Annotated in this window: 26 protein-coding genes and 1 tRNA gene; 11 read left to right on the top strand and 16 right to left on the bottom strand. The window is 68.5% G+C overall.

Annotated features, from left to right (window positions below; genetic code table 11):
• Positions 1-42: 42 nt before the first annotated feature.
• Entirely contained in the window at positions 43-996 is a 954-nt protein-coding gene (locus FHR72_RS05155) for an AraC family transcriptional regulator (RefSeq protein WP_472670595.1), read from the bottom strand.
• Between the two features lie 164 nt (positions 997-1,160).
• On the opposite strand from FHR72_RS05155, the gene FHR72_RS05150 reads away from it, so the two are divergent.
• Positions 1,161-1,379, top strand: coding sequence for a hypothetical protein (locus FHR72_RS05150; protein ID WP_183466860.1), 219 nt, complete (start codon positions 1,161-1,163; stop codon positions 1,377-1,379).
• Between the two features lies 1 nt (position 1,380).
• Here the strand turns inward: FHR72_RS05150 and FHR72_RS05145 are convergent, their stop codons facing one another.
• Both FHR72_RS05145 and FHR72_RS05140 read right to left on the bottom strand, forming a co-directional pair.
• On the bottom strand, positions 1,381-2,118 hold the full coding sequence (locus FHR72_RS05145) for an SDR family oxidoreductase (protein WP_183466859.1): 738 nt from the start codon (positions 2,116-2,118) through the stop codon (positions 1,381-1,383).
• A gap of 91 nt (positions 2,119-2,209) precedes the next feature.
• On the bottom strand, positions 2,210-3,496 hold the full coding sequence (locus FHR72_RS05140; protein ID WP_260155823.1) for a PE-PPE domain-containing protein: 1,287 nt from the start codon (positions 3,494-3,496) through the stop codon (positions 2,210-2,212).
• A 500-nt stretch (positions 3,497-3,996) separates the two neighbouring features.
• Between FHR72_RS05140 and FHR72_RS05135 the strand changes: the two genes are divergently transcribed.
• Positions 3,997-5,844, top strand: a complete 1,848-nt coding sequence (locus tag FHR72_RS05135) for a PQQ-dependent sugar dehydrogenase (RefSeq protein WP_183466857.1) — start codon at positions 3,997-3,999, stop codon at positions 5,842-5,844.
• 3 nt (positions 5,845-5,847) lie between these two features.
• On the opposite strand, the gene FHR72_RS05130 is transcribed toward FHR72_RS05135, so the two are convergent.
• Together FHR72_RS05130 and FHR72_RS05125 are read right to left on the bottom strand one after the other, a co-directional pair.
• A complete protein-coding gene (locus tag FHR72_RS05130) occupies positions 5,848-6,270 on the bottom strand; it encodes a nitroreductase/quinone reductase family protein (RefSeq protein ID WP_183466856.1) in 423 nt (140 codons plus the stop codon).
• A 121-nt stretch (positions 6,271-6,391) separates the two neighbouring features.
• A tRNA-Tyr gene (locus FHR72_RS05125) sits at positions 6,392-6,474 on the bottom strand.
• 153 nt (positions 6,475-6,627) lie between these two features.
• On the opposite strand from FHR72_RS05125, the gene FHR72_RS05120 reads away from it, so the two are divergent.
• Together FHR72_RS05120 and FHR72_RS05115 are read left to right on the top strand one after the other, a co-directional pair.
• Positions 6,628-7,119 (top strand): YajQ family cyclic di-GMP-binding protein, encoded by a 492-nt coding sequence (locus FHR72_RS05120; protein WP_183466855.1) that lies wholly within the window; start codon positions 6,628-6,630, stop codon positions 7,117-7,119.
• Positions 7,120-7,235: 116 nt separating this feature from the next.
• Positions 7,236-8,261: an NAD(P)H-dependent glycerol-3-phosphate dehydrogenase gene (locus FHR72_RS05115; protein ID WP_183466854.1), complete on the top strand. Its 1,026-nt coding sequence runs from the start codon at positions 7,236-7,238 to the stop codon at positions 8,259-8,261.
• Between the two features lie 7 nt (positions 8,262-8,268).
• Here the strand turns inward: FHR72_RS05115 and FHR72_RS05110 are convergent, their stop codons facing one another.
• From FHR72_RS05110 to grcC1, 4 genes are all read right to left on the bottom strand, one after another.
• Entirely contained in the window at positions 8,269-8,802 is a 534-nt protein-coding gene (locus tag FHR72_RS05110) for a hypothetical protein (RefSeq protein WP_183466853.1), read from the bottom strand.
• 36 nt (positions 8,803-8,838) lie between these two features.
• Positions 8,839-9,309 (bottom strand): hypothetical protein, encoded by a 471-nt coding sequence (locus FHR72_RS05105; protein WP_183466852.1) that lies wholly within the window; start codon positions 9,307-9,309, stop codon positions 8,839-8,841.
• A gap of 63 nt (positions 9,310-9,372) precedes the next feature.
• A complete protein-coding gene (gene htpX / locus FHR72_RS05100) occupies positions 9,373-10,251 on the bottom strand; it encodes a zinc metalloprotease HtpX (RefSeq protein ID WP_183466851.1) in 879 nt (292 codons plus the stop codon).
• A 77-nt stretch (positions 10,252-10,328) separates the two neighbouring features.
• On the bottom strand, positions 10,329-11,336 hold the full coding sequence (gene grcC1 / locus FHR72_RS05095; protein ID WP_183466850.1) for a nonaprenyl/(2E,6E)-farnesyl/geranylgeranyl diphosphat synthase: 1,008 nt from the start codon (positions 11,334-11,336) through the stop codon (positions 10,329-10,331).
• A gap of 21 nt (positions 11,337-11,357) precedes the next feature.
• Here grcC1 and menJ point away from each other — a divergent pair, with 21 nt between their 5' ends.
• Positions 11,358-12,614, top strand: a complete 1,257-nt coding sequence (menJ, locus tag FHR72_RS05090; RefSeq protein WP_183466849.1) for a menaquinone reductase MenJ — start codon at positions 11,358-11,360, stop codon at positions 12,612-12,614.
• Positions 12,615-12,723: 109 nt separating this feature from the next.
• Positions 12,724-13,143 (top strand): GAF domain-containing protein, encoded by a 420-nt coding sequence (locus tag FHR72_RS05085; RefSeq protein WP_183466848.1) that lies wholly within the window; start codon positions 12,724-12,726, stop codon positions 13,141-13,143.
• Between the two features lie 6 nt (positions 13,144-13,149).
• On the opposite strand, the gene FHR72_RS05080 is transcribed toward FHR72_RS05085, so the two are convergent.
• The 4 genes from FHR72_RS05080 to FHR72_RS05065 are packed head-to-tail and all read right to left on the bottom strand — an operon-like array spanning position 13,150 to position 18,168.
• On the bottom strand, positions 13,150-13,755 hold the full coding sequence (locus tag FHR72_RS05080; protein ID WP_183466847.1) for a carbonic anhydrase: 606 nt from the start codon (positions 13,753-13,755) through the stop codon (positions 13,150-13,152).
• Complete coding sequence (locus tag FHR72_RS05075) at positions 13,755-14,114, bottom strand: P-II family nitrogen regulator (RefSeq protein ID WP_183466846.1); 360 nt, start codon at positions 14,112-14,114, stop codon at positions 13,755-13,757. Before FHR72_RS05075 ends, FHR72_RS05080 begins: the two co-directional genes overlap by 1 nt.
• On the bottom strand, positions 14,111-16,672 hold the full coding sequence (locus FHR72_RS05070; protein ID WP_183466845.1) for a DUF2309 domain-containing protein: 2,562 nt from the start codon (positions 16,670-16,672) through the stop codon (positions 14,111-14,113). The genes FHR72_RS05075 and FHR72_RS05070 overlap by 4 nt, the downstream gene beginning before the upstream one ends.
• Positions 16,669-18,168 carry a proton-conducting transporter transmembrane domain-containing protein gene (locus FHR72_RS05065; RefSeq protein WP_183466844.1) on the bottom strand — a complete coding sequence of 500 codons (1,500 nt, stop codon included), beginning with the start codon at positions 18,166-18,168 and terminating at the stop codon, positions 16,669-16,671. The genes FHR72_RS05070 and FHR72_RS05065 overlap by 4 nt, the downstream gene beginning before the upstream one ends.
• Before the next feature lie 122 nt (positions 18,169-18,290).
• Here FHR72_RS05065 and FHR72_RS05060 point away from each other — a divergent pair, with 122 nt between their 5' ends.
• Both FHR72_RS05060 and FHR72_RS05055 read left to right on the top strand, forming a co-directional pair.
• Positions 18,291-19,265 (top strand): TerC family protein, encoded by a 975-nt coding sequence (locus tag FHR72_RS05060; RefSeq protein WP_183466843.1) that lies wholly within the window; start codon positions 18,291-18,293, stop codon positions 19,263-19,265.
• 34 nt (positions 19,266-19,299) lie between these two features.
• Positions 19,300-19,683, top strand: a complete 384-nt coding sequence (locus FHR72_RS05055; protein WP_183466842.1) for a helix-turn-helix transcriptional regulator — start codon at positions 19,300-19,302, stop codon at positions 19,681-19,683.
• On the opposite strand, the gene FHR72_RS05050 is transcribed toward FHR72_RS05055, so the two are convergent.
• Together FHR72_RS05050 and FHR72_RS05045 are read right to left on the bottom strand one after the other, a co-directional pair.
• Positions 19,667-20,743, bottom strand: a complete 1,077-nt coding sequence (locus FHR72_RS05050; RefSeq protein ID WP_183466841.1) for an alpha/beta hydrolase — start codon at positions 20,741-20,743, stop codon at positions 19,667-19,669. The genes FHR72_RS05055 and FHR72_RS05050 overlap by 17 nt on opposite strands.
• Positions 20,744-20,900: 157 nt before the next feature.
• The gene (locus FHR72_RS05045; RefSeq protein WP_183466840.1) at positions 20,901-21,587 is read right to left on the bottom strand and encodes a demethylmenaquinone methyltransferase; all 687 of its coding nucleotides are present in this window, start codon (positions 21,585-21,587) and stop codon (positions 20,901-20,903) included.
• A gap of 92 nt (positions 21,588-21,679) precedes the next feature.
• On the opposite strand from FHR72_RS05045, the gene FHR72_RS05040 reads away from it, so the two are divergent.
• Positions 21,680-22,504, top strand: coding sequence for an SDR family oxidoreductase (locus FHR72_RS05040; protein ID WP_183466839.1), 825 nt, complete (start codon positions 21,680-21,682; stop codon positions 22,502-22,504).
• Between the two features lie 4 nt (positions 22,505-22,508).
• Positions 22,509-22,718, top strand: coding sequence for a hypothetical protein (locus FHR72_RS05035; RefSeq protein ID WP_183466838.1), 210 nt, complete (start codon positions 22,509-22,511; stop codon positions 22,716-22,718).
• On the opposite strand, the gene FHR72_RS05030 is transcribed toward FHR72_RS05035, so the two are convergent.
• Positions 22,687-23,814: a glycosyltransferase family 4 protein gene (locus FHR72_RS05030; RefSeq protein WP_183466837.1), complete on the bottom strand. Its 1,128-nt coding sequence runs from the start codon at positions 23,812-23,814 to the stop codon at positions 22,687-22,689. The genes FHR72_RS05035 and FHR72_RS05030 overlap by 32 nt on opposite strands.
• Positions 23,815-23,931: 117 nt before the next feature.
• Between FHR72_RS05030 and FHR72_RS05025 the strand changes: the two genes are divergently transcribed.
• The gene (locus tag FHR72_RS05025; RefSeq protein ID WP_183466836.1) at positions 23,932-24,618 is read left to right on the top strand and encodes a DsbA family protein; all 687 of its coding nucleotides are present in this window, start codon (positions 23,932-23,934) and stop codon (positions 24,616-24,618) included.
• Positions 24,619-24,621 lie beyond the last annotated feature (3 nt).

Below are 24,621 nucleotides of genomic sequence, written 5' to 3'. Positions count from 1 at the left end.
GAGAAATCGCTCCACGGCGTAACGAATCCCACACCTCGGGGGTTACGCAGAGACGACGACAGCGGGATCGTCGGCGCCCTGTCGGTAGGACCGGGCGAACTCCGTCGGCGGGCATCCGGTCACCCTGGTGAAGGCCGTGGTGAACGCGGTCGAAGAGTGATACCCGACCCGCTGGGCGATCTGCGCGATCGAGAGCTGTCCTGCACGCAGCAGGTCCTTGGCCTGCGCCACCCGCCATTCCAGCAGGTACTGCATCGGCGGCAGCCCGACGATCCGCGTGAATCGCTGGGCGAACACCGCCCTCGACACCGATGCGGCACGGGCCAGGCCTTCCACGGTCCAGGCGTGGGCGACGTCGGCGTGCAACTCGCGCAGCGCGGACGCGAGCACAGGATCGGCCAGGCCGGCGATCAATCCGTGCTGATGGCGCCCGTCCCTCAGCGCCCCCGCGTGCACCCGCACCGCCTCGATCAGAAGCACCTCGACGAGCCTCTGGAGGATGACGTCACGGCACAGACCGTCGGTATCGGCTTCCTCGACGATCAGTTCCACGAGCCTGCTCAGCCGCGAGGCGCCGCTGTCGTCGGCGCGCACGTGGATGACCGGGGGCAGCAGTGCCACCAGCAGAGACGCGTGGGCGGGGTCGAAGCGGAAGTAGCCGCCGAGCATCCGCATGGTGACGGGCGCCGAGGCGCAGCCGTGGCGGGTGTGACGGTCGGGATCCAGCGGGGTGAACACGGGTGCGGCGTCCCGGCTGCCGCTCAGCGTGAACCCGGGCATCGACGGCAGAAGCAGGAAGTCGCCGCGCCGCAACTCGATGCCGTCCAGCCCGTCGGCGTCGAGCAGACACGAGCCATCGAGCATCAGGCAGAAGGCCGGGTCGCCGTAGCGGGGTTTGCGCACACTCCACTGGCCACCCCCGGTGATGACCTTCGACAGCACCGCCTCCGGGCGCAGGAGCGACATCAGTACATCCATCGGATCCGGCTCGCCCACACCGCAGACGCTAGCGCCTGTTCCCCCGATCGGGGGACAACGCAATCCTCCGGTGCATCCACCGGTCGACGGACAGACTCCCGACCCGAATCAGGGCACTCTTGAGTCATCGCCGGAACACCGGAAAACAGAACGAAAATCGTTCACAGACAGGGAGATCCACCATGAAGACCTTCACCCGCATCCTCGCGCTGCCCCTGATGTCCGCCGCCATCCTGTCCGCAGGACTCGGCATGGCGGGCACGGCGTCGGCCAAGACCACCGTGACGTCCACCAACGGCAGCCACGCCATCGTGTCGACCCCGGACACCACCGCACACAACCCGACTGTCACCGCATGGAGCCACCGCCACCGTCATCACCACCACCACTGGAACCGCTGACTCAGCGCACCAACGCGACCGCGTCGGCCCCGGCAGCGAATCGGAGCCGATCCGACGTGTCGGTGGCTGCCTGATAGACGACGTCGGCGACGTCGCCCGGGGTGGTGACCGCCCCGGGCGTCCCGAACCCCGCGAAGACGGGCGCCGCGAACGGCTCGTACTCCGGGGGGATCAGACCCGCCATCCGTCCGCTGCCGTTGCTGGCGAATTGCGTCGACGGGCCGTAACCCGGCTCGACCAACGTGGCGCGCACGCCGAAGAATCCCAGCTCGAGGGCCAGCGACCCGGTGAACCCCTCAATGGCAGCCTTGCTCGCGGTGTAGACGGCGGCCAGAGGCATCGACGCGAGGGTGGCGCTCGAGGTGACGTTGACGACGACCCCGGAGCGGCGCTCTCTCATCTGCGGGATCACCGCCTGCGTCATCGCCATCACTCCGAACGTGTTGGTCTCGAACAGCTCTCGCGTCAACGCCATCGGCGTGGCCTCGAACGCCCCGACCGCGCCGATACCGGCGTTGTTGACCAGCACGTCGATGGGTCCGGCGGAATCCACTGCTGCGGAAATGCTCTCCGGTCTGGTCACATCCAGGGCCAGCACCCGCAACCGGTCTGACACCGGCAGCACTCCGTCGCGCGGAGACCGCATCGTGGCCACCACATTCCAGCCCTCATCGAGGAAGCGTTCAGCCGTAGCAAGCCCATAGCCCGACGAACAACCAGTGATCAGCACAGTTTTCATGCTCAAGACGCTATGCAGGGTGCACCGCCCGTTCAACGCTGAAGCGTCCGAGAGTGCTTCGCGATCGTCTTGCCGGCGTCGCGCCGGATGTCTAGGCGGCGGCCCCGGTCGCCTCGGTGCCGCCCGTCTCGTCGCCAGCCTCGTCGGCGGCCGGGTCGGGTGTGTCGCCGGCGTCCTCCTGCTCGTCGCCCTGATCGGTGGCCCCGTCGACGGCGTCATCGACGACCTCGTCGTCGCCCGCGAGATCGTCAGCGGCCTCGGCGTCATCCGCCGGTGCCGCATCGTCCGACAGGTCGGCTGTCGAGTCCCCGACGTCTGTCTGGGCAGGGTCGGTCGACTCGGTGTCGGCCGGTCCCCCGTCCGACGTCTCGGCCCCGTCGGAGTCGCCGACCGGTGAGCCGTCGACCTCGGCGTCGTCCGCGCTGGGTGCGGCCGCTCGTTGCACGTCGGGCACCTCGGTGTCCACGGCGGTCGTCGACGTCCACGGCTTGAAGAACTTCGCCGTCGTCGGAACGCTGTAATCAGTTCTGTCGTAGGCAGTTTCGATGAACCGACGCAGCGGTGCATCCAACGCGGCCATGACGGGGTCGGACAGAAGCCAGTCCAAGGGCATCAGCAGCGGAATCGGGTAGGTCTTGATGACGTAGTAGTGCGTATTCGAGTCGGCGTCGTACTGGTAGTAGTCGGGATCGCCCGACGCTTCGGCCGCTTCGAGGTCTTCGGCGGTCAGTTCGGTCTGCGCCGAGCTGTGGATCAACAGGATCCCCATCACCGCGTTGGCCACCGCTATCGGATTCCACAGGTAGGCAGGGAAGTCCGACCAGCCGTCGTACTGGCGAGAGATGTCATAGGTGGGGTCGCCGTTGTTCGGCGTCGCTCCCCCGAACGTGACATCGATGAACGGAATGGTGAGGCCCTTGAACCGTTGCAGGATACCGCCGTTGGGGCGACTGGGGTTCTCGACCAGGATGTAGGTGTTCCCGGTGTGGGTCGCCTTGTACACCGACGCCGCCACCGCCCCCTGCGAGTAGCCGAAGATGATGTCGCCGGCGCTGAGCCCCTGCTCGTCGAGCAGGTCGGCGCCCTGCTGGACCGAGTCGTTGTACGTGAGGTCACCGAAGCCACCATGGGAGAACGGCCGGAACCCGGCGTTGTAGGGCACGATGACGTACGGAGAGTCCGGCGGTGTGACTCCGGTTCCGGCGACCATCTGGGTGATGAAGTCCTGATACTGCTGCTCGGTCGTGACCCCGCCGATGTTCGTCCCCCGCAGGTAGTGCAGCGACGCCGTCAGCGCAGGACTGACCGAGAGCGTGGGTGCCACCCCGATCACCGCGGCGCCGGCGAGTGCGACCCCCGCGGACACGGTCGCCGACATCGCGGCAGTACGCCGACGCCCCGAACGTGTCGCCCGATGCTTGCCGCGCGAAAGCATCCCCATGTCAGTCCCCCTTCGACCTGCGTGGCCTCTTCGCCCCGCTCTCCGGTCAGCCGAGTGTACGGCCACACTGTTTGCTGAAAGTCCGTATCGGCAAAACCGTCACAGATGCAAAGCAAACGACAGACCAGCGTCGCGCGCCGTCTGCACGCTGGCATTTGGCACCATCGCACGGCGTGCCCGCGAAATCCGTCGCGACAGGCTGCCGCGGTCCTCTTCAGCGCGACGACGCGGATCAATATCAAATTCGGGCTGCCGGTCGGAACCTCGCCGGGCCTGCGACGGGTCACCCCGCGCCGCCTGCGCAATGACGTAATCCTGACCGCGGCAGCGAAAACGTTGCGCAAGGGTAAGCGTCCCAAATAGTGTTTGCCCCGCCACGGACATCGAGCGGGCGCCCACGGTGGGGCGACGCGGTGTCCTGTTCGCAAGGAGGCGACATGGGGGGATCACCGGCCATCGCAGGCAAAGACCGGACGTCGAGCGGATACGCCCGCTACGTCGGCCGGGTCGGCGGCTTGGCTTTCGCGCTCGGAGTCGGCGCCGCGGTCATGACCGGGACGGCGGTCGCGTCGGCCGACACGACCGACGCTGGGTCGTCGTCGGCTTCGGCATCGTCGGCTTCGGCATCGTCGGCTTCGGCATCGTCGGCGTCGTCGGCTACGTCGTCACCGGCTTCGGCGTCCTCAGGGACAGCGGCGAACAGCGGTCCGGCGGCCGACTCCGAGGACTCCTCGGAGTCCGAGGAATCGTCAGATACCGACGCGGCAGAAGACGCTGGGACGGACTCCAGCGATGGCGAGGATGTCGACGCGGACCTCGAGGAGGCCGTCGAGGACGAGGCCGACGCCGCCGCCGAGGCAGAGACCGGGGGTACCTCGTCGAGGTCGCAGGACGCGGACGACGAGACGGATTCGACGCAGAGCCTCGCTGCCGCGGCGGAACCCGACGAACCCAGCTTCTTTGAACGCCTCTTCTCCAACAAGACGCCGACGATCGACCACAACCCGGCCGAGGACGCCGTCATCGAGGGCAAAGTCGTCGGCAACCTGCATCCCGACGATCCCGATTCGACGCGGCTGACCTACACGGCCACCCGGCCGGAACACGGCACCGTCACCATCGACTCGGACGGGACGTTCCTCTACACCCCCGGCGCTTCGTACAACGGCCAGGACTCGTTCCAGGTCACCGTCAGCGACGCGCGCAGCGGTTTCCACGTCCACGGCGCCGCCGGGCTGTTGAACTTGTTCACGTTCGGCCTGCTCGGCAACAGCGGTCACCGCACCACCGAGACCGTCTTCATCGGGTACGAACGGGCCACCGTCGTCTCCGGCCTGAACTCACCGGTCGACTTCCGGTTCCTGCCCGACGGCCGAATCCTGGTCGCGGAGAAGGCGGGAACGATCCGGGTCGTGGAGAACGGGGTGGTGCGCGACGATCCGCTCATCACCCTGGCCGTGCGCACGGAGGTCGAGCGCGGTATCGCCGGCCTCGCCGTGGACCCGGACTTCGCGACCAACGGCCGGATCTATGTGGCCTATATCGACGCCGAGACGACACGGAATACGTTGTCGCGGTTGCTCGTCAACGGCAACACGGCCACCATCGACGATGTCTTGGTGGTGTCGACGCTGACGGCGGCACCGAATCACCATGGTGGCGCCCTCGATTTCGGTCCGGACGGCAAGCTGTACTGGGGTGTCGGCGACAACGCCACCGGCTCGAATGCGCAGACGCTGAGCAACATTCACGGCAAGATCCTGCGCCTGAACACCGACGGCACCGTCCCCGACGACAACCCGTTGATCAACGGCTCGCGCTCGCTGATCTACGCCTACGGCCTGCGTAACCCGTTCCGCCTGACATTCACCCCCACCGGTGAGCTGCTGGTCGCCGACGTCGGCAACGCAGCGTTCGAGGAGGTCAACAAGATCACCGCGGGCGGCAACTACGGCTGGCCGAGCTCCGAGGGGCCGTGCACCAGCAGCTGCTCAGGCAAGACCGACCCGATCTTCAGTTACCCCCGCGACGGCGGGGCGGCGATCACGTCGATCGCCGTGCACCAGGGGCAGGTGTTCATCGCCGACACCGTCAAGGGGTGGATCAAGACGCTGACGTGCGCGCCGGACTACTCCGCGTGCGGCGACGTGCACACCTTCGACCCGGACGCCGGTGCCACCGTCGTCCTGGCCGAGGGCCCCGACGGCGCGCTGTACCAGCTGACCTATCAGCCGGGTCAGCTGATTCGCATCGAGCTGGCGGACGACGAGACCCGCCAGGTCTGACCGCTAGCCGGCGCGGACCAGTTCGACCACGGGGATGACACGCTCGGTGTTGCGCTGATACTCACCGAACTGCGGCTCAGCCTCGACCTGCTTGGCGTAGATCTCGTCGCGTTCGGCGCCCTCAAGGACACGGGCGGTCGCTTGGTAGGTCTCGCTGCCGAGCTCGACGGTGATCTGCGGCTTGGCGACGAGGTTGTGGTACCAGTCGGGGTTGGTGTCGGCGCCGCCCTTGCTGGCGAAGATGTACACGCGGCCGTCGTCGAGGAGCGGGACGAGCGGTGCGATGCGCTCGGTCCCGGACTTCGCGCCGAAGTGGTGGACGAGTACCAGCGGTTTGCCTTCGAACACGCCGCCGGCCTTTCCGCCGGTGGCGCGGAACTCGTCGATGACCTTGCGGTTCATCTCGTCGAATGCTGCTTTGTCCATGCTGCTCCCTCGGGTCGCGGTCGGATCCTTCCGCTTACTACCTCCGAGCATGCGGCGCGTATTCCCGGCCCGCCGACGAAAGAAGCCCCGAACCGGCTGGTTCAGGGCTTCTCCACTGGTGTGGCAGGTACAGGATTCGAACCTGTGTAGGCGTTAGCCGACGGATTTACAGTCCGCTCCCATTGGCCGCTCGGGCAACCTGCCTGGGGTGCTGCACACGCTTGAAGCGCGCACGAAAGGATACAACGACCACACTCCCCCAGCACAAATCGGCGGGTGGGGGGCGGTGTTCCCCACCGAGCGGCGAGCGGCCAAGATGGAGCCGAGCACGAACACCACGAGGGAGGGAGCGGTCCCATGGCGGATTCATCGTTCGACGTCGTCAGCAAGGTCGATCGCCAGGAAGTCGACAACGCACTCAACCAGGCCGCCAAGGAGCTGTCGACTCGCTTCGACTTCCGCGGCACCGACACCACGATCGCGTGGAAGGGCGACGAGGTCATCGAGATCGTCTCCTCCACCGAGGAGCGCGTGAAGGCCGCCGTCGACGTCTTCACCGAGAAGCTGGTGCGCCGCGACATCTCGATGAAGGCCTTCGACGCGGGCGACCCGCAGGCCAGCGGCAAGACCTACCGTGTGACGGGCAGCCTCAAGCAGGGCATCTCCAGCGAGGACGCGAAGAAGATCACCAAGCTCATCCGCGACGAGGGCCCCAAGGGCGTCAAGGCCCAGATCCAGGGCGAGGAGGTTCGCGTCAGCTCCAAGAAGCGCGACGATCTGCAGGCCGTCATCGCGCTGCTCAAGGGCGCCGACCTCGACGTCGCGCTGCAGTTCGTCAACTATCGATAGCTGCGTGACGTCACGGCGATTCCCAGGCCGGTTTTCCGCCGTGGCGTTACGCAACGCAGCGCTCAGCAACGTCATTTCGGTCTTCTGAGCGGCGTCCCCGCCCTAGGGTGATCCGCATGGCACCGGCGCAACGCGACCCCAAGGTTGTTGTTCTCGGTGGCGGATCGTGGGGAACGACCGTCGCCTCCATCTGCGCGCGGCGCGGGCCGACCTTGCAGTGGGTGCGTTCGGAAGAGACCGCCAAGGACATCAACGAGAACCACCGCAACACGAAGTACCTCGGCGACGAGGTCGAGTTGGCCCACAGCCTGCGCGCCACGACCGACTTCTCCGAGGCAGCCGAGTGCGCCGACGTCATCGTGATGGGCGTGCCGTCGCACGGATTCCGCGGCGTGCTCACCGAACTCGCTACCCAGCTGCGGCCCTGGGTGCCCGTCGTGTCCCTGGTGAAAGGCCTCGAGCAGGGCACCAACTTCCGGATGAGCCAGATCGTCGACGAGATCCTGCCCGGGCACCCGGCCGGAATCCTGGCCGGGCCGAACATCGCCCGCGAGGTCGCCGACGGGTACGCCGCCGCGGCCGTGCTGGCCATGCCCGATCAATACCTGGCCGCCAACCTCGCAAGCCTGTTCCGCACCAAGCGGTTCCGCACGTACACCACCGACGACGTGGTCGGTGTGGAGATGGCCGGCGCGTTGAAGAACGTCTACGCGATCGCGGTCGGCATGGGCTTCGCGCTCGGCATCGGGGAGAACACCCGCGCGATGGTGATGGCCCGCGCAGTCAACGAGATGTCCAAGCTCGGTGTGGCGATGGGCGGTAACCGCGACACCTTCGCAGGGCTGGCGGGCATGGGTGACCTGATCGTCACGTGCACCTCGCAGCGCAGCCGCAACCGGCACGTCGGGGAGCAACTCGGCCAGGGCAAGACAGTCGAAGAGATCATCGCGGCGATGAACCAGGTCGCCGAGGGCGTGAAGGCCGCGAGCGTGATCATGGAGTTCGCCGACAAGTACGGCATCTCGATGCCGATCGCCCGCGAGGTGGACGGCGTGGTGAACCACGGCTCCAGCGTCGAGCAGGCCTACCGCGGTCTGGTCGCCGAGAAGCCCGGCCATGAGGTGCACGGGGCGGGCTTCTGAGACCCGGCTAGTTGAAGTACGGGTTGGTGCCCTCGGGCCGGGCCACCAGCGGGTTGACCTGGTTGACGACCCACGTCGCCTCGGGGCTGACGACGAACCCGGACTGGTTGACGCTGTCGACGCACGCCGTCACGATCCCGTCACCACCGCAGCTGACCGTGCCGAAGCTGACCCGCGTGTTCGGGGGCAGCGCGTTGACGGGTTCGGTGAGGATCGGTCCGGGCGCCACCCCGAAACCAGGCACGACCCCGGAACGGCCGCTGACGAGGTTCGCACCCCCAGGTGCTCCGGGAAGGACGCCGCTGCACCCGTACGGTCCGGAGCGCTGCACCATGCAGGTCAGTCCGGCTGTCGTGAACGCGTACGCGGTGCCCTGGTGCACCGCGAAGTCCTTCGGGTTGGCCGGCGCGTAGGCGTTGACGTTCGGCGGCGGGGGCGGTGGTGGCGGGGCAGGCGGTTGCGCCGCGGCGAGGCCCGAGGCATTCAGGACGCCGGCCGCGGCAACGCACACGGCAGCGAGAGCAGATCGGCTCAGCACCATCACAGCCTAGATGTCGCCCGATAGGTCGGCATCGTTTCAGAATGCGAACGTGCCGGTCGGGCTGATGACGAAGCCGGACTGGTTCAGCGTGTTCACGCAGGACGTCGCGAAGCCGTCGTTGCCGCAGCTCACGGTCTTGAAGCTGAGCCGGCTGTTGGGCGGCAGCGCCGGCGCGTTCTCGACGTAGCCGTACATGGGCTGCGCGGAGCTCGCGAACCCGACGCCACCGCCGACGTTCCCGGTGACCAGGTTCGCGCCGTTGGGCGCCGCGGGGAGCGGGCCGCTGCAGCCATAGCTGCCCGAACCGCGGTCGAGCACGCACGTCACGCCGTCGAGGGCGCTGAAGACGTACCAGGAGCCGTCGTTGGCCGAGTAGTCCTTCGGGTTGGCCGGCGCCATCGCGTTGACGTTCGGCTGCGCGTTGACGTTCGGCTGCGCGGCCGCGGTGCCGGGAGCGACGAGGGCGGCGGCGGCACCGGTCAGCGCGAGGGCGATTCTGCTCAACACGGACCACACCCTAAACGGGCCCCGCGGCGGGCGCAGTGCCCGGCGGAAAGTCTGACGGCGGTGTCAGTACTGGCCCGGGCCGCGGCCGGCCATGGCCTCCAGGCGGGCGATGCGGTCGGCCATCGGCGGGTGCGTCGCGAACATCTTGCCGACCTTCTCGCCGGCCCGGAACGGGTTGGCGATCATCAGGTGCGCCTGGTCGGCCAGCTGCGGCTCGGGCGGCAGCGGGGCGCGCTCGACCCCGTAGCTGATCTTGCGCAGCGCGCTCGCCAGCGCCAGCGGGTCACCGGTCAGCTCGGCACCGGACTGGTCGGCCTGGTACTCCCGTGAGCGCGACACCGCCAGCCGGATGACCGTCGCGGCGATCGGGCCGAGCAGCGAAACGAGAAGGATCGCAAGCGGATTCGTTCCGCCGTCCCGGTTGCCGCTGAAGATGCTCGCGAAGAACGCGAGGTTGGCGAGCGCGGTGATGACCGAGGCCATGGCACCGGCGACGCACGAGATGAGGATGTCGCGGTTGTACACGTGGGACAGCTCGTGGCCCAGCACCGCACGCAGCTCCCGCTCGTTGAGGAGCTGCAGGATGCCGGTCGTGCAGCACACGGCGGCGTTGCGCGGATTGCGGCCGGTGGCGAACGCGTTGGGGGCGGCGGTGTCGCTGATGTAGAGCCGCGGCATGGGCTGACGGGCCGTCGTGGCGAGCTCGCGCACGATCTTGTACATGACCGGCGCCTGCATCTCGTTGACCGGCTGGGCATGCATGGCGCGCAGGGCGAGCTTGTCGCTGTTGAAGTAGACGTAGGCGTTCATGCCGAGGGCGAACAGCACCGCCAAGAACATGATGTTGCGCCCGAACATGGCGCCGAGGGCGACGATCAGACCTGAGAACAGCACCAGCAACAGGAACGTCTTGGCCCTGTTGGCGTGCGGATGCCAAGTCATCGGGGGTCCCTCCTCCAGAACTCTGCGTACGTCATCGCACTCACAACGACGGACAGACCCGTACGGGTTCCGGCGACTCAGCCGTGGCGGTTGATGGTGTAGTCGACGAGGCTGGCGAGCGCCTGACGGCCGGGCCCCTCGGGCAGCGCGGCGAGTTCCTGTTCGGCTTCCCGGGCGTAGGCGAACACCGTCTCCTTGGCCTTCTGGATGCCCTGCGACGCGCGCAGCAGCCGCAACGCCTCGGCGAGGTCGTCGTCGTCGGTGACCGGCCCTGACAGCAGGTCGCGCAGGCGATCGGCGTCCGGCCCGGTTTCGCGCAGCGCGTAGAGCACGGGCAGCGTGTGCACGCCCTCGCGCAGGTCGGTGCCCGGCACCTTGCCCGACTCCTCGGGATCGCTGTCGATGTCGATGATGTCGTCGGAGATCTGGAACGCCGTGCCGACGATGCCGCCGATCTTCGCGAGGCGCTCGATCTGCGCGTCGTCGGATCCGGAGAACGTCGCGCCGAAGCGGCCCGACGCCGAGATCAGGCAGGCGGTCTTCTCGTAGACGACCTTGAGGTAGTGGTCGACGGAGTCGACCTGGTCGGCCGCGCCGCGCGTCTCGCGCATCTGGCCGGTGACCAGCAGCGCGAACGTGTCGGCGATGATGCGGACGGCCTCCGGGCCGAGCCTGCTGACCAGCCGTGACGCGGTGGCGAAGAGGTAGTCGCCGGCGAGGATCGCGATGTTGTTGCCCCAGCGGGCGTTGGCGCTGGGCGCACCGCGGCGGACCTGCGCTTCGTCCATCACGTCGTCGTGGTACAGCGTCGCCAGGTGGACCAGCTCGATCACGGCGCCGGCTACGGTGACCTGCCAGGCGTCGGGTTCGGGCCCCAGCTGCGCCGAGAGCACCGTGAACAGCGGACGGAACCGCTTGCCACCTGCCTGGAAGAGGTGCTGGACGGCTTCGGCCATCAGGACGTCGGCCTTGCCCAGCTCTTCGGACATCAGGGCCTCGATGCGGGCGACCCCATCGCGGACATCTTGGGCGAACTGGGCATCGCCGAAGTCCACTCCCGCCACCACGTTCGCCGGTGTCCTCACACAGCCAACATACTGTGAGTCATGACCTCAGCGGCGGGCAGGAGCGCAGCGACCGGGGGTTCGACAGCGGCTGACGTGGTCGTCGTCGGGGCCGGACCGGCGGGTTCGTCGGCGGCGGCGTGGGCCGCACGGGCCGGCCGGGACGTCCTGGTGATCGATTCCGCGCAGTTCCCCCGCGACAAGGCCTGCGGCGACGGGCTCACACCGCGCGCGGTCGCCGAACTTCGCCGCCTCGGCCTCGGGCCCTGGCTGGACACCCGCGTGGCGCACCGCGGGCTGCGGATGTCGGGGTTCGGCTCGGATGTCGAGGTGGCCTGGCCCGGACCGTCGTTCCCCCCGTTCAGTAGCGCCGTGCCCCGCACCGAGCTCGACGACCGCATCCGTTCGGTCGCGGTCGACGATGGCGCGAAGATGATGCTCGGCGTGAAAGCCGTTTCGGTGGAACAGGATTCGGCGGGCCGGGTGACGGGCGTGGTGCTCGACTCGGGCGACGTGGTGCGTTGTACCGATCTGATCGTCGCCGACGGCGCCCGGTCTACGCTGGGGCGCGCGCTGGGACGGGAATGGCACAAGGAGACGGTGTACGGCGTCGCGATCCGCGGGTACATCGCTACGCCGCGCAGCAACGAGCCGTGGATCACCTCGCACCTCGAGCTGCGCTCCCCCGACGGTGAGGTGTTGCCGGGGTACGGCTGGATCTTCCCGCTCGGCAACGGCGAGGTGAACATCGGCGTCGGTGCTCTGGCCACCGCGAAGCGACCGGCCGACGCGGCGCTGCGGCCGCTGATGAACTACTACACCGACCTGCGCCGCGACGAGTGGGCGTTCGAGGGCGCCCCGCGGGCCGGGCTGTCGGCGCTGCTGCCGATGGGCGGGGCGGTGTCCGGGGTGGCCGGAACCAACTGGATGCTGATCGGCGACGCCGCGGCGTGTGTGAACCCGCTCAACGGTGAGGGCATCGACTACGGCCTGGAGACGGGCCGGCTGGCGGTGTCCATGCTGGGTGAAGGTCCGTACACCGAGGCGTGGCCGGCCCTGCTGCACGCGCACTACGCGCAGGGCTTCTCGATCGCCCGCCGGCTGGCGCTGCTGCTGACCATTCCCCGGTTTCTGCCTGCCACCGGTCCGCTGGCGATGCGCTCCTCGGTGCTGATGAAGATCGCGGTCCGCGTCATGGGCAACTTCGTCACCGACGAGGACGCGGACGTGGTGGCCCGGGTGTGGCGCGGGGCGGGCACGCTGTCACGCCGAGTCGACGAGCGCCGCCCGTTCTCGTGACGCCTGGCTCCGGCCGGTTCGGTTCCCGGCCCGCACCGCGAGCGCGCGTGTCTGCACACCGACGCGCCGTCGGTCGCGTACTTCAGCGCGCGCTCGCGGACCGGCGACCGTGACATCGGTGTACCGGGCGCCGATACGCTCCCGCCGCGACGACATCGACCCGCAGGCGGCCGTCGACCGCGCGCTGTCGATCGGGGTGTGCGGGTTCGGGGCGGAAGGCCATGGCGATCAGCTGGAGCGCCGCGTGGAGCGCTTCGCCGAGGTTCCCGACGGCTCCTTCGTGTGGACCCGCGACGCGGACGGGCTCTACTGGCTGGGCCGCGTCGCGGGTCCATACTTCGTCGACGAGGACGGCCGGGACGTCGACCTCGTCCACGTGCGTCCGTGCCGGTGGCAGGACGCCCCCGTCACCGAGTCACGTTGTCCTGCCGCGGTGATCGCCACCTTCGGACGCGGTGGCCGCAACTTCCAGCAGATCCACGATCCGACGGTCGGCGAGGAATCGTCGCGGCTGTGGGGACAGGACTGAGCAGCGTCACACGCACTCGGCGAGGTTCTCCTGCCTTTCGCCGACGGGCCCGATCGTGGCGTGGGTCTGTAGCCGGCCGGTCACGGGGTCGATTGTGGCGCAGACGATTCCGCACTTCTGCGCATCCACCTGCCGGGCGATCACGGGTGAGCGCTGCACCAGCCCGAGTCCCGTCTCGACAGCGTGCGCCGCGGCGACGGCGTCCACCGAATCGGCGGGCGCGTGACGGCGCACGATCGACCACATCACGTGTTCGACGGCCGCCCGCGCGGCGCCGTCGGGCAGATCGGCCCGCTCCCAAGCCCGCAGCGCGGTCTCTACGGCCGCGCAATCGTGATGGCCGAGCACCACAATCAGTGGCACCTGCAGGGTCTGTACCGCGTACTCCAGCGTCGCCAGCACCCCGGTGTCGATCACGTGTCCCCACGTGCTCACGTCGAGCAGACCCTCCCTGCACCCGAAGACGGTTTCGCTCGCCAATCCCGAATCGGCGCAACGGAATATCGCCGCGGTCACCGCGCCGGAGGACGATGTGTCCTCGGCGCGCGGCGCGCCGGACGAGGTTTCGTTGCCGGCATGCAGGCGCCGCCAGGCGGCCATCGGTTCGGTCATCACTGAACTTCCTCTCTTGCGGTGGGTGCCGTGCTGAAGTACTCCGGCCGACTGACGTAGGTCTCGGTCACGAACATCACGCCCGATGTCGCGTCCAGGAGCGGCCGCAGGCCGGCGAGCAGGGCCTCGACGCGGGCGTCGGGCACCACGGTGATGATGAGTTCCAGTGCGGCCTGTTGATTGAACAGGAGCCGGCCCTGGTGATAGCCGTGGTGGCCCAGCCCGGAGACGCCCGAAAGGCTGGTGTAGCCGGTCGCCCCGACACTGCGGATCAGGTCGCGTACCGCAGGGGCGTCATCCCCGGGGACGACGACTTCGACCTTGGTCATCCTGGTCAGTGCGGTCTGAGCGGGTGTCATCGCATCATCTCCTTCTCGGTAATCTGCTCGGGCCGGTCGGCCTCCGCCCAGGGGCGCCAACCCCCGTGTGTCCAGCGCTGCCACGGCGAGCCCGCGTCCTCTCGCGCCGCGACCGCGATCCAGTCGTTCCCAAACAACCTCTGCAAGATCGGGTTTCGCGCCACGATGGTGTCGATCCGGTCCAGCGGTGCCTGGATCACCGCGAGCAGTCGCTGGGGTTCGTGCACCGGCCGAGCACCGTCGGCGACCGACTGCCAGGGCAGGCCCAGCCGCAGATCGCCGACCTGGCCGGAGAGCACGCCGACCGTGCCGACGATGTTGTGCAGGGTCTTGGTTCCCGCGCCGAAGGTCTCGGGGGCGACGGTGGAGAAGTAGTACTGGCAGTTGATCCACTGCGCCACCACCAGCGGTGCGGTGAGGATGGTTTCCAGCGCAGCCCCGTCGGTGTCGATGTCGGCGTCATAGGAGTGCAGGAAAGTCCTGCGCTGCAGATCGATTCCCCGTGTCGCCGCCCGCGGTGCGACGATGAACGCGGCGTTGCCCGCCAGTCCCCATTCCGGGTACACCTGGGCCCAGTCCATCGAGCGGGTAGCGACGTGCCGCGCCGCCCGCCTCGGGTTGCGGCGTTTCCCGGCGCCGGGCAGTGCCGCGCAGCGCTCGGCGGCCAGTGCAGATCCCGCGGCGTCCAAATCGCGTCGCAGACGGTCGAGGTCGCCGTGGTGGCTCCGTGGAATCAGGTGCGGATCGAGAAGGGCGACGCGGTCGGTGGCGGTGTCGTGTTGAGCGGCGACGAAGATCGTGCGGTCAGGGATGTCGATGCCGCACTCGCGCAGCGCGTCACGCACCTCCGGCTGGTTCAGGATCAACGTCGCGGTGCGGGCGTTCGGCCCCCCGGCCTGCCCACCGCAGGCGCCGCAGTCCAAGGCGGCCTGGTAGGCGTTGTTCTCGGTGGTGCTGCCGTGGGCGCACAACACGACGAGCCGACCGAACTCCCGGGTCAGCCCCATCGTGGTGAGGGCGGCCTGCGCCAGCAGGATTCGGTCCTGCAGCGGTATGGCGTCGATGCTCAATCGAGTCGGCGCGGCCGGCGCAACCCACTTCGCGAGCCGGCGGCGCCAGGTCCCACTGGCAGCCGGGCCGAGGGTTTTCGCGGCCGCCAGCGGAGCAGCCAACCAGCCCGCGGCCTCGGCCAGAGTGAACGGTGCCGCCCCCGAATCCTTCGCCGCATGGAACGCCGTCTCAGCGCCCGCCAGTCTGTTCAGCCCTGCAACGTGGCGCTGCGCCAGGTGTTCAGCTCCCAGGTCGGGAAGTTCGCAGACCTGGTGCGACGGGGACATCAGCACCGGGCAGAGATCGGCGGGCCGCCCTTCGGCGAGCCCGCGGTAGCGGATGGCGACCGCGAAGAACCCTGCGAAGCCGAAGGTCTGGTACCCGTCTCGGCTCTCGAGGTGGCGGCGCAGGCCTTCCGACCTGGTGTCGATGCAGGTGACGACCTGGATGTCGGGGGCCGGCTCCGGCCGCGCCGGATGGGTTTCGAGGGTTGCGAGCAGGCCGTCGCGGTAATGCCCTTCGAACGCGTTCTGCCACAGTGCTTCCCGTGACGACACCGGCAGCACCGCGAGGATGCGCGCGGCCGTGGCCGCCTGTGCGTCGTGCACCCCGGTCAGGCCCCAGTGGCCGATGAGGTGCGAGACCCGTTCGCGTGCAGACGAAACCGCTGGGGCGGGCGCCGAAGTTTCCGGGTTGCCGCCGCGCCCGGCGAGCAGGGCTGCTTCATAGCTCAGTCGCACCGCGACGTACTGGGTCAGGTCGATACCGGGATGGCGGCCCGTGCACCAGAGCACATGCGCCGCCCATCCGGGCAGGCACGTCAGGTGGGCCTGCAGATAGGCCACCCGCTCGCCGGGCCCGACCCCGATGCTGTCGAGCGCCGTCAGCACCGCGTCCTCGGCTCGCGCCGGCACGTCGCGCAGCACGGCCCGGACAGCGCCGGGCAGGCCGCGGTCACGATGTCCCAGCTCCCGCCACGCAGAGTAGAAACCCTTGTCGCGCCCGGGCATCGGCCATGCCGCCGCACCGAAGAACGCGGCGCACCATTTGGCGGTCTGGGAGTCGACGACCTCCGCCAACTCGGGCGCGCACTGTTCGGCGCGGGTCGCGCTGCGACGCAGCGGCGCAGGGGGTCTCGTGCCGTGCAGCAGATCGGCCCGGAGAAGTTCGACGGGGCTCAGGGCACGGTCGGCGAGCGTGACGGGCGGTTCCTGCGCAAGGTTCGGGTAGCGCCGGATGAGTGCCCGGTCGATGTCGGCGTCGGTGATCCGTCCGTCTCCGTGCAGCGTGCGGAAGTAATCCTCGGAGAGGGTGGCCCGGATCCCGTAGAGATCGCCGGCGCGGCGTACGGCCTGCTCGAACGGCATGGCTTCGAGCCCGGCCAGCGGGTTCACCGCAATGAACGTCTCCAGCGGATAGTGCGTGGGCAGAACCTTTGCGGCCACTCCGATCTCACTGCGTACCTGCGCACGCATCGTTTCGAGGTCTTCCGACTGTGAAGTGGTCATGGGCGAACTCCTTTTTCTCTCGGATCCAGGTGGCCGGCAGCGAGCGCCCTGGAGTACAGCCCGGCCTGAGCCGGCGACCACCGCAGCGCACTGAAACCGGCCAGCATGGTCAGCGCGGTCAGCGTGACGGTGGCGACCACGCGGGCGGACAGCTCTTCCGGCGGAAGCGCAGGCGCCAGGAAGTCGGTGAGGCCGGTGATCACAGCCAGGTAGCCGAGCGCGGCGAGGATCAACGCCATTGCCGCAGTGCCGATTCCGGCGGCACTCCACTGCCGGCGCAGCCATCCGCGAGTCGCGGCGGCCCCCGTGGCCCAGGCGAACAGCAGCAGGGCCAGTCCTGAGGCGTGATCACCCGCGCCGGGAACCATCGCTACCGCGCCGGCGAGGGCACCCAGCGGGAGCGCCACCGACGTCGCCAGGAGCGCGGCCTGTCGGCCACCCGTCGGCGGCGGAGGAGTCGGTACTGCAGCCTCGCGCAACCGGTGGGCTAGTGCCGAACCGGAGGACAGGAACAGGGTGGCCTTGTAGAAACCGTGCGCGACAAGGTGGATCACCGCCGCGGCCCACAATCCCATGCCGACGGTGAACATCATGAACCCCATCTGGGCCATCGTCGAGAACGCCAGGGCTCCCTTGACATCGGGCTTCACCAGCGAGACGAGCCCGCCGTAGACCATCGAGGCCACACCGGCCAGGATGATGAGGACGGCCGCGGCATCGGCGGCGGTCAGCGCACTCAGGCGGATCAGCAGGATGCCGCCGGCGTTGACCACTCCGGCATGCAGCAGCGCAGAAACCGGCGTCGGAGCAGACAGCGTCGCCGGTAGCCACCGGTGAAACGGGATCTGCGCCGACCGCGACAGCGCGGCGATGATCACCAGGACCGCGACGACCGCCCCGTAGGCCCCGTCGATCTCGCGGAGCGCGTCGATCCCGACGTCGCCCGTTCGTGCGGCGACCATTGCGACGGCGAGCCACAACGCGGCATCCCCGATGACGAAGGCCGTCGCGGTCCGCCGCACCCCGTCGCGGGCTGAGGGCAGGTGCCAGTACATGCCCAGCAGCAGACAGAGGGCCGCACCTGCCGCCGTCCAGCTGATCGCGAGTGTGATCAGCGTGTCTGCAGTGACCAAGGCCGCCGATGCCGCGGTGAGCAGACCAGCCGCGGATGTGAAGCGGCCCGCGCGCGGGTCGCCGGCCAGGTACTTGATCGCGAAGGCCTGGACCACGGCGCTGACTCCGAACACCAGCAGGAGCAACACCAACGAGAGGTTGTCCGCGGCGAGGCCGACGATGCGGTCGCCGGCGACAGCCATGTCGGCCCCGACGACGTTTCGGGTGATCAGCGTGCCTGCCGCCACGAAGCCGGCGCCGGCGGTCAGAGCTCCCAGAGTCGCCAGCAGTCTGACCGCTCGGCCCCTCGCCAGCAGCGAGGTGCAGGCGATCAAGGCGGGCGCCATTACGACGGTGGGCAGGAGCGTCGCGTCCTTCAACATACGAAGGACGTTACGTGTATTGATTTACGTGAGTCAATACTCGTGATATTTTTGTCGCCATAACCGCCGCGGGTTCTGCTGTTGCACGAACGGACGGTTCGATTCAGGAAGGAAGGTTCGTGATGGCGGATGCCGTCGTTGTTCCGGTGTGGGGGTGGGTCGCCCTGATGGCGGCCATCGCACTGATGCTCGCGGTGGATCTGTTCCTGCACCGCGACAACCACGTCATCGAATTCCGGGAGGCCGCGGTCTGGTCGGCCATCTGGATCGGCGCCGGCCTCGGTTTCGGCGTTCTGGTGTGGCTCTGGTACGGCGGTGAGGTCGCGGGTACCTACTACGCGGGCTACCTGATCGAGAAGGCGCTGTCGGTCGACAATGTGTTCGTCTTCGCGCTCATCTTCACGTATTTCGCGGTCCCGGACCGGTATCAGCACAAGGTGCTGTTCTGGGGGGTCGTCGGAGCACTGCTGATGCGGCTCGTCTTCATCTTCGTCGGCGCCGAGATGCTGAAAGCATTCTTCTGGACCGCCTACGTGTTCGGCGCCTTCCTCGTCTACACCGCCTACAAGATGGCCTTCAAGCACGACGAGGAAATGGACCCTGAACGCAATCTCCTGGTGCGCCTCGTCCGGAAGGTCGTGCCCACCGACACCGAGTACCACGGCGATCGCCTGTTCGTCCGCAAGAACGGCAAGCGCGTAGCGACGCTTCTGTTCGTCGTCCTGGTCGCGGTCGAGGCCGGCGACCTCATCTTCGCGATCGACTCCGTCGCCGCCGTGCTGGCGATCACGACGAGCACCTTCCTCGTGTGGACCGCCAACGCGTTCGCCGTGCTGGGGTTGCGCAGCCTGTACTTCTGCCTGTCGGGGCTACTGCGCCGCTTCGTCTACCTGCACTACGGATTGGCGTTCCTGCTCGCGTTCGCCGGGGCCAAGCTGATCCTGTCCGAGACCCCGGTCGGCAAGCTGCCGATACCACTCACCCTTTCGGTGATCGTCGCGACGCTGGCCGTGTCCATCCTGGCCACCATCGTCGCCACGCGTCCGGTGGCCGCCGCTGACGAGACTCGGACGGAGCCCGACCCAACACCGAAGTGAAACACGTGAATCACAAAGTATGATCAGTGCCGCTATGGTTGCGGCACAGCGGAGGGAAGCGCCGAAGAAGTCGGCGCGCACCGGCTCACGCCCGAAAAAGGCATCGCCGCAGAAGGCGGCCCCCCGTGACGACGTCGCCGGCGGCCCACCCAAAGGCTGGACGTTCCTGACCAACCACGCTCACGCGTTGCTGTGTCTGGCGCAGGGCGAATCGCTGACCGCCCGGGAGCTGAGCCTGCGGATCGGTATCACGGAGAGGTCGGTGCAGGCCATCCTGGCCGACCTGATCGCGGACGGATACCTGACCAAGTCGAAGATCGGCCGGCGCAACAGTTACACCGTCAATCCGGAGGGCCGGCTGCGGCACCCGCTGGAATCGGCCCATACCGTGGGCGACCTCATCAAAGCCCTGACCTAGTCGACGACAGGGACTTCGCGAAACCGCTGACATCGTTGAGGCTGGCGCTGAAAACGTCGGGCATCACGCTGCCGAACAGAAGGTCTCCCCCGTGGCACGTCCCGGCGACGACACGGCCGACAGCGGGCACCCCCGCCCTCAGCAGCCGCCGGTAGTACTGCAGTCCCTCATCGCGGAGCGGATCGAGTTCGTTCACCGAGATGACGTGCGGTGGCAGGCCTTTCAACTCCTCGTCGGTGGCAGCCGCGGCCCAGCAGGTGGCATCGTCGACGTGCGTGCCGTCCGGGTCGTACAGCGATCCGAGCAACGCGAGCTGCTCGCAGCTGACGAAGTAGCCGTCGTTCTCACGCAGCGAGGGCAGATCCTCGCACTCCTCGAGCCATCGGTTGGAGATATACGGACACTGGGCGTAGAACCCCGAAAGCTCCCCGATCCAGCCTTCGCGGGTGGCCTTGTGCGCCAGAGTCAAGGTCAGGTTTCCGCCGCCGGACTCGCCGGACACGACGATGTGGCTGACGCCGAGTTCGTCGCGGTGGGCGCTGACCCAACGCGCCACGGCCGCGCAGTCGTTGAGGCCGGCCGGAAACGGGTGCGGACCCAATTTGCCGCCGGAGTTGCGGAATTCCACGCCGACGACGACAAGCCCCGTCGCCGCGAGATGTTCCCGGAGCCGGATGTAACAACTGTCGGTGGCGCTGCCGATCGCCATCCCGCCACCGTGCAGGTGAACGATCGCCGGCAGGGGACCGGAGGCGTGGGTCGGGCGGCTGATGAAGACCGGGACGCCGTTGCCGTCCGGGCCCGCGACAACCGACGTCGTCGTGGACACCCCGGGCGGGGCCGGGGTGCTCGAGGCAAGGGCCTCGAAGACGGCGCCCATCCCCTGCTCACCGGCGAGCGCGAAGGCGTACCGCTCGGCGATGGGTGCGTCGACCGCCAACCCCACGGGTGGGAGCCGGCCATCGAGACCGAATCGGGCGAATGCGGCCACCATTCGGGGATCAGCCCGCGGGTCCGTGCCCAGGGTGGCGTCGGGATCGGCGAATCGACCGAGCAGCATGAGGTGACGCTAGCGCGGGGAGATGGGCCGAACGTCGCTTTCGCGCGGCGCGAGCGCGCGCGAAAGGACAGCCGCGGCGGCGCGTCGGCGTGCAGACACGCGCGCTCGCGGTGCAAGGTGCCGGTGCAAGGGGCGCGGTGCCAGGTGCGGGAAGGGGTCAGGGTTTGGTGGCCGCGTGGAGTGCGACGATGCCACCGGTCAGGTTGCGCCAGCGGACATTCGACCAGCCCGCCGCCTCGATGCGCTGCGCGAGTTCCGCCTGGTCGGGCCACGCCCTGATGGACTCGGCCAGGTAGACGTAGGCGTCGGGATTCGACGACACGGCAGTCGCCATCCGCGGCAGCGCCTGCATCAAATACTCCTTGTACACCGTCGCGAACAGCCCGTTCGTCGGCGTCGAGAACTCGCAGACCACCAGCCGCCCGCCGGGGCGCGTCACCCGGGCCATCTCGCGCAGACCCGCCGAGTGGTCCACGACGTTGCGCAGGCCGAAGCTGATCGTCACCGCATCGAACGACTCGTCGGCGAACGGCAGCTTCGTCGCGTCGCCGGCCACCTTCGGCACCGCACGCGCTGCCCCGGCCCCGAGCATGCCGACGGAGAAGTCCGCCGCCACACACCACGCCCCCGACGTCGCGAGCTCCACCGTCGACACCGCGGTCCCCGCGGCCAGATCCAGCACCTTGTCCTTGGGGGTCAGCCGCAGGGCCTCGCGGGTGGCGCGTCGCCAGAACCGGTCCTGCCCCAGAGAGAGCACCGTGTTGGTCAGGTCGTAGCGGCGGGCGACGCCGTCGAACATCGACGCCACTTCATGGGGATTCTTCTCCAGCGACGCGCGGTTCACGAAGCCGAACGTATCAGTCGATCGCCTGCCGGTTCCCTGTGCAGGAGCTGCGCCAGGGAATCAAGAGCGGCCCCGCGGGCATTGAGTCCGTCATGAGCGAAAAAGTCTGGTTCATCACTGGTGCCTCCCGCGGCTTCGGCAGGGAGTGGACGATCGCCGCCCTCGAGCGGGGCGACAAGGTCGCGGCGACCGCGCGCGATCTGTCGACGCTCGACGACCTCACCGCCAAATTCGGCGACGCACTGCTTCCCCTGAAGCTCGACGTCACCGACCGCGCCGCCGACTTCGCCGCGGTCGCCCAGGCCCACGACCACTTCGGCCGCCTCGACATCGTCGTCAACAACGCCGGTTACGGCCAGTTCGGCATGATCGAGGAGCTCTCCGAACAGGAGGCCCGCGAGCAGATCGAGACCAACGTGTTCGGGGCCCTCTGGGTCACCCAGGCCGCGCTGCCCTACCAGCGCGAACAGGGCAGCGGCCACATCATCCAGGTGTCGTCGATCGGCGGCATCGTCGCGTTCGCCAACCTCGGGGCCTATCACGCGTCCAAGTGGGCCCTGGAGGGCTTCTCCCAGGCGCTGGCGCAGGAGGTCGCCGACTTCGGCGTGCACGTCACCCTCATCGAGCCGGGCGGTTTCTCCACCGACTGGTCCGGCCCGTCGGCCAAGCACGCGACCGCACTGCCGGCGTACGCCGACGCCCACGCCAAGACCGAACAGGTGCGGGCGTCGCGGACCGCCCGACCGGGTGACCCCCAGGCGTCGGCGCGCGCACTGCTGACGATCGTCGACGCCCCCGAGCCGCCGCTGCGCGCCTTCTTCGGCGAGCTGCCGCTGCAGTTGGCCAAGGCCGACTACGAATCGCGGCTGGCCAACTGGGAGCAGTGGCAACCAGTGGCCGTCGAGGCGCAGGGCTGACGCCGTGGCGCGCGGCGACCACCCTCTACGCGTCCCTGTCTCCGGGGCTGCGCTCTCGGTCGTCGCGTTCCTGGCGTGCTGGGCGGCCTCGCTGATCACCGTCACGTGGGTGGCCGCCACGATTTACGCGATCGCCGCAGTCGCGGCGGGAATCGGTTTCGTGATGTCCTTCGCGACGACCGTTACGCCGCGCGCAACGCCCGAGCGCCCATGACGGCCTCGTAATGGCCGATCAGTTCGTCACAGATCATCGGCCAGGTACGACCCAGCACGCTCTTGCGGGCGGCCGGTGAGTAACGGCGTCGCTCGGCGACCAGATGGCCGACGGACTCGACGAGCCGGTCTTCGAACTCGGCAACCGGGAGCAGAAGACCGGTGCGGTACGGAGCGACCAGATCGCGCGGACCGCCGGCGTCGGGAGCGACCACCGGAAGCCCGGACGCCATCGCCTCCTGCACGGCCTGGCAGAACGTCTCGTGCTCGCCGGCGTGGACGAACACGTCCATGCTCGCGTACGCCGCAGCGAGATCGGCTCCGTACAGCGCGCCCGTGAACACCGCTCGGGGGAAATCGGTTTCGAGTTTGGCCCGATCGACCCCGTCGCCGACGATGACGATCTGCACGTCATCGCGGGCGTGCAGCGGAGCCAGGCGTTCCACGTGCTTCTCCGGGGCCAACCGGCCGACGAAGCCGACGATCGGCTTGCCCTGCGGTGACCACGCCCGCCGCAGCTGTTCGTCTCGCGCCGACGGCGCGAAACCGGTCACGTCGACACCGCGAGCCCATTTGTGCACCCGAGGAATGCGGTGGGCTGCAAGGTTTTCCATCGCCGAGGTGGACGGGGCCAGAGTGCGGTCGGCCTTGCTGTGCAGGCGACGCGTCCACGCCCAGGAGGCGCGGGACAACACGCCCACACCATAGCTCTCGGCGAACCCTGCGACGTCCGTCTGGAACACGGCCACCGTCGGAATGTCGAGGTGACGGGCCGCATGCACGCCACCCCAGCCCAGCAGCGCCGGCGAGGCCAGGTGCACGACATCGGGATCGAAGCCGCGCAGCACACCCACCATGCGGGGACGGGGGATCCCCAACGGCAGAGACGTCACCTTGGGAAACATGGCCGACGGCACCCGATGGATCCGGACCCCGTCGTGCACCTTGTCGGCGGCCGGCTCACCACGCGGGGTGTCCGGGGCGATGACGAGGACCTCGTGGCCGGTGCGACGAAGGTGCTCGATCACCCGAAGCACCGAGTTGGTGACACCGTTGACATTCGGGAGGAACGATTCTGCGACGATTGCAACGCGCACACCGCGACAGTGACATCGTCACCTGTCGGAAAGGTTGCGCACAGGGATATGTCACACGAATAGCCAGTGCGCGCCAAAGGCCTGCCCACCGGCCCCGACACCGCCAGGATGGGATGTATGCGCCTTCTCCGCCCGCTGGCCCTGGTCGCGGCACTCGGACTGCTCGCACCGGCCGCCGGCTGCACCACGCAGGTCACCGGCACGCCGCGTGCCGCGTCCGCGGCGGTGCCGCTGGCGGTCACCGAGGACGGCTACGGCATCGTCGCCGGCTTCGACGACGCACCCGCCAAGATCGAGATCTTCACCGAACCGCAGTGCACCCACTGCGCAGACCTGCAGAGGAACTTCGGCGACCAGCTCGCCTACAACATCACCGTCGGCGCGCTCCAGGTCACCTACCGCCCCCTGACGTTCCTCGACGACGACTACGACGGGTACTCCTCGACGGTGGCCAACGCGATGTTCCTCGCCACCGAGGCCGTGGACAACTCCGCGGCCACCGGAGCCCAGTTCCAGCGTTTCGTCGAGGAGGTCTGGGTGAATCAGGACCCCGGTGGCGAGCCGTTCTCCGGCGACGAGCTGCGCGAGATGGCCGCCGGGGCCGGCATGCCGGACCTGGTCGCCGACCACCTGGCCGACGACAGGGAGGGAGTCGACATCGTCGGCATGGAGGACGCGAACTTCGGTCTGCTGTTCGACATCGACCGGGTCGACACCGGCACCCCGACCGTCTACGACCTCAACGCCGAGGAGAAGCTCGACATCTTCGACGACGACTGGCTCAGCGAACTCGTCGAATCCTGACCG

The sequence above is a fragment of the Mycolicibacterium iranicum genome (assembly GCF_014190915.1).
GTDB lineage: Bacteria > Actinomycetota > Actinomycetes > Mycobacteriales > Mycobacteriaceae > Mycobacterium > Mycobacterium iranicum_B.
Note: the sequence above shows the minus strand (reverse complement) of the source record. Positions and strands in the feature narration are given on the sequence as shown.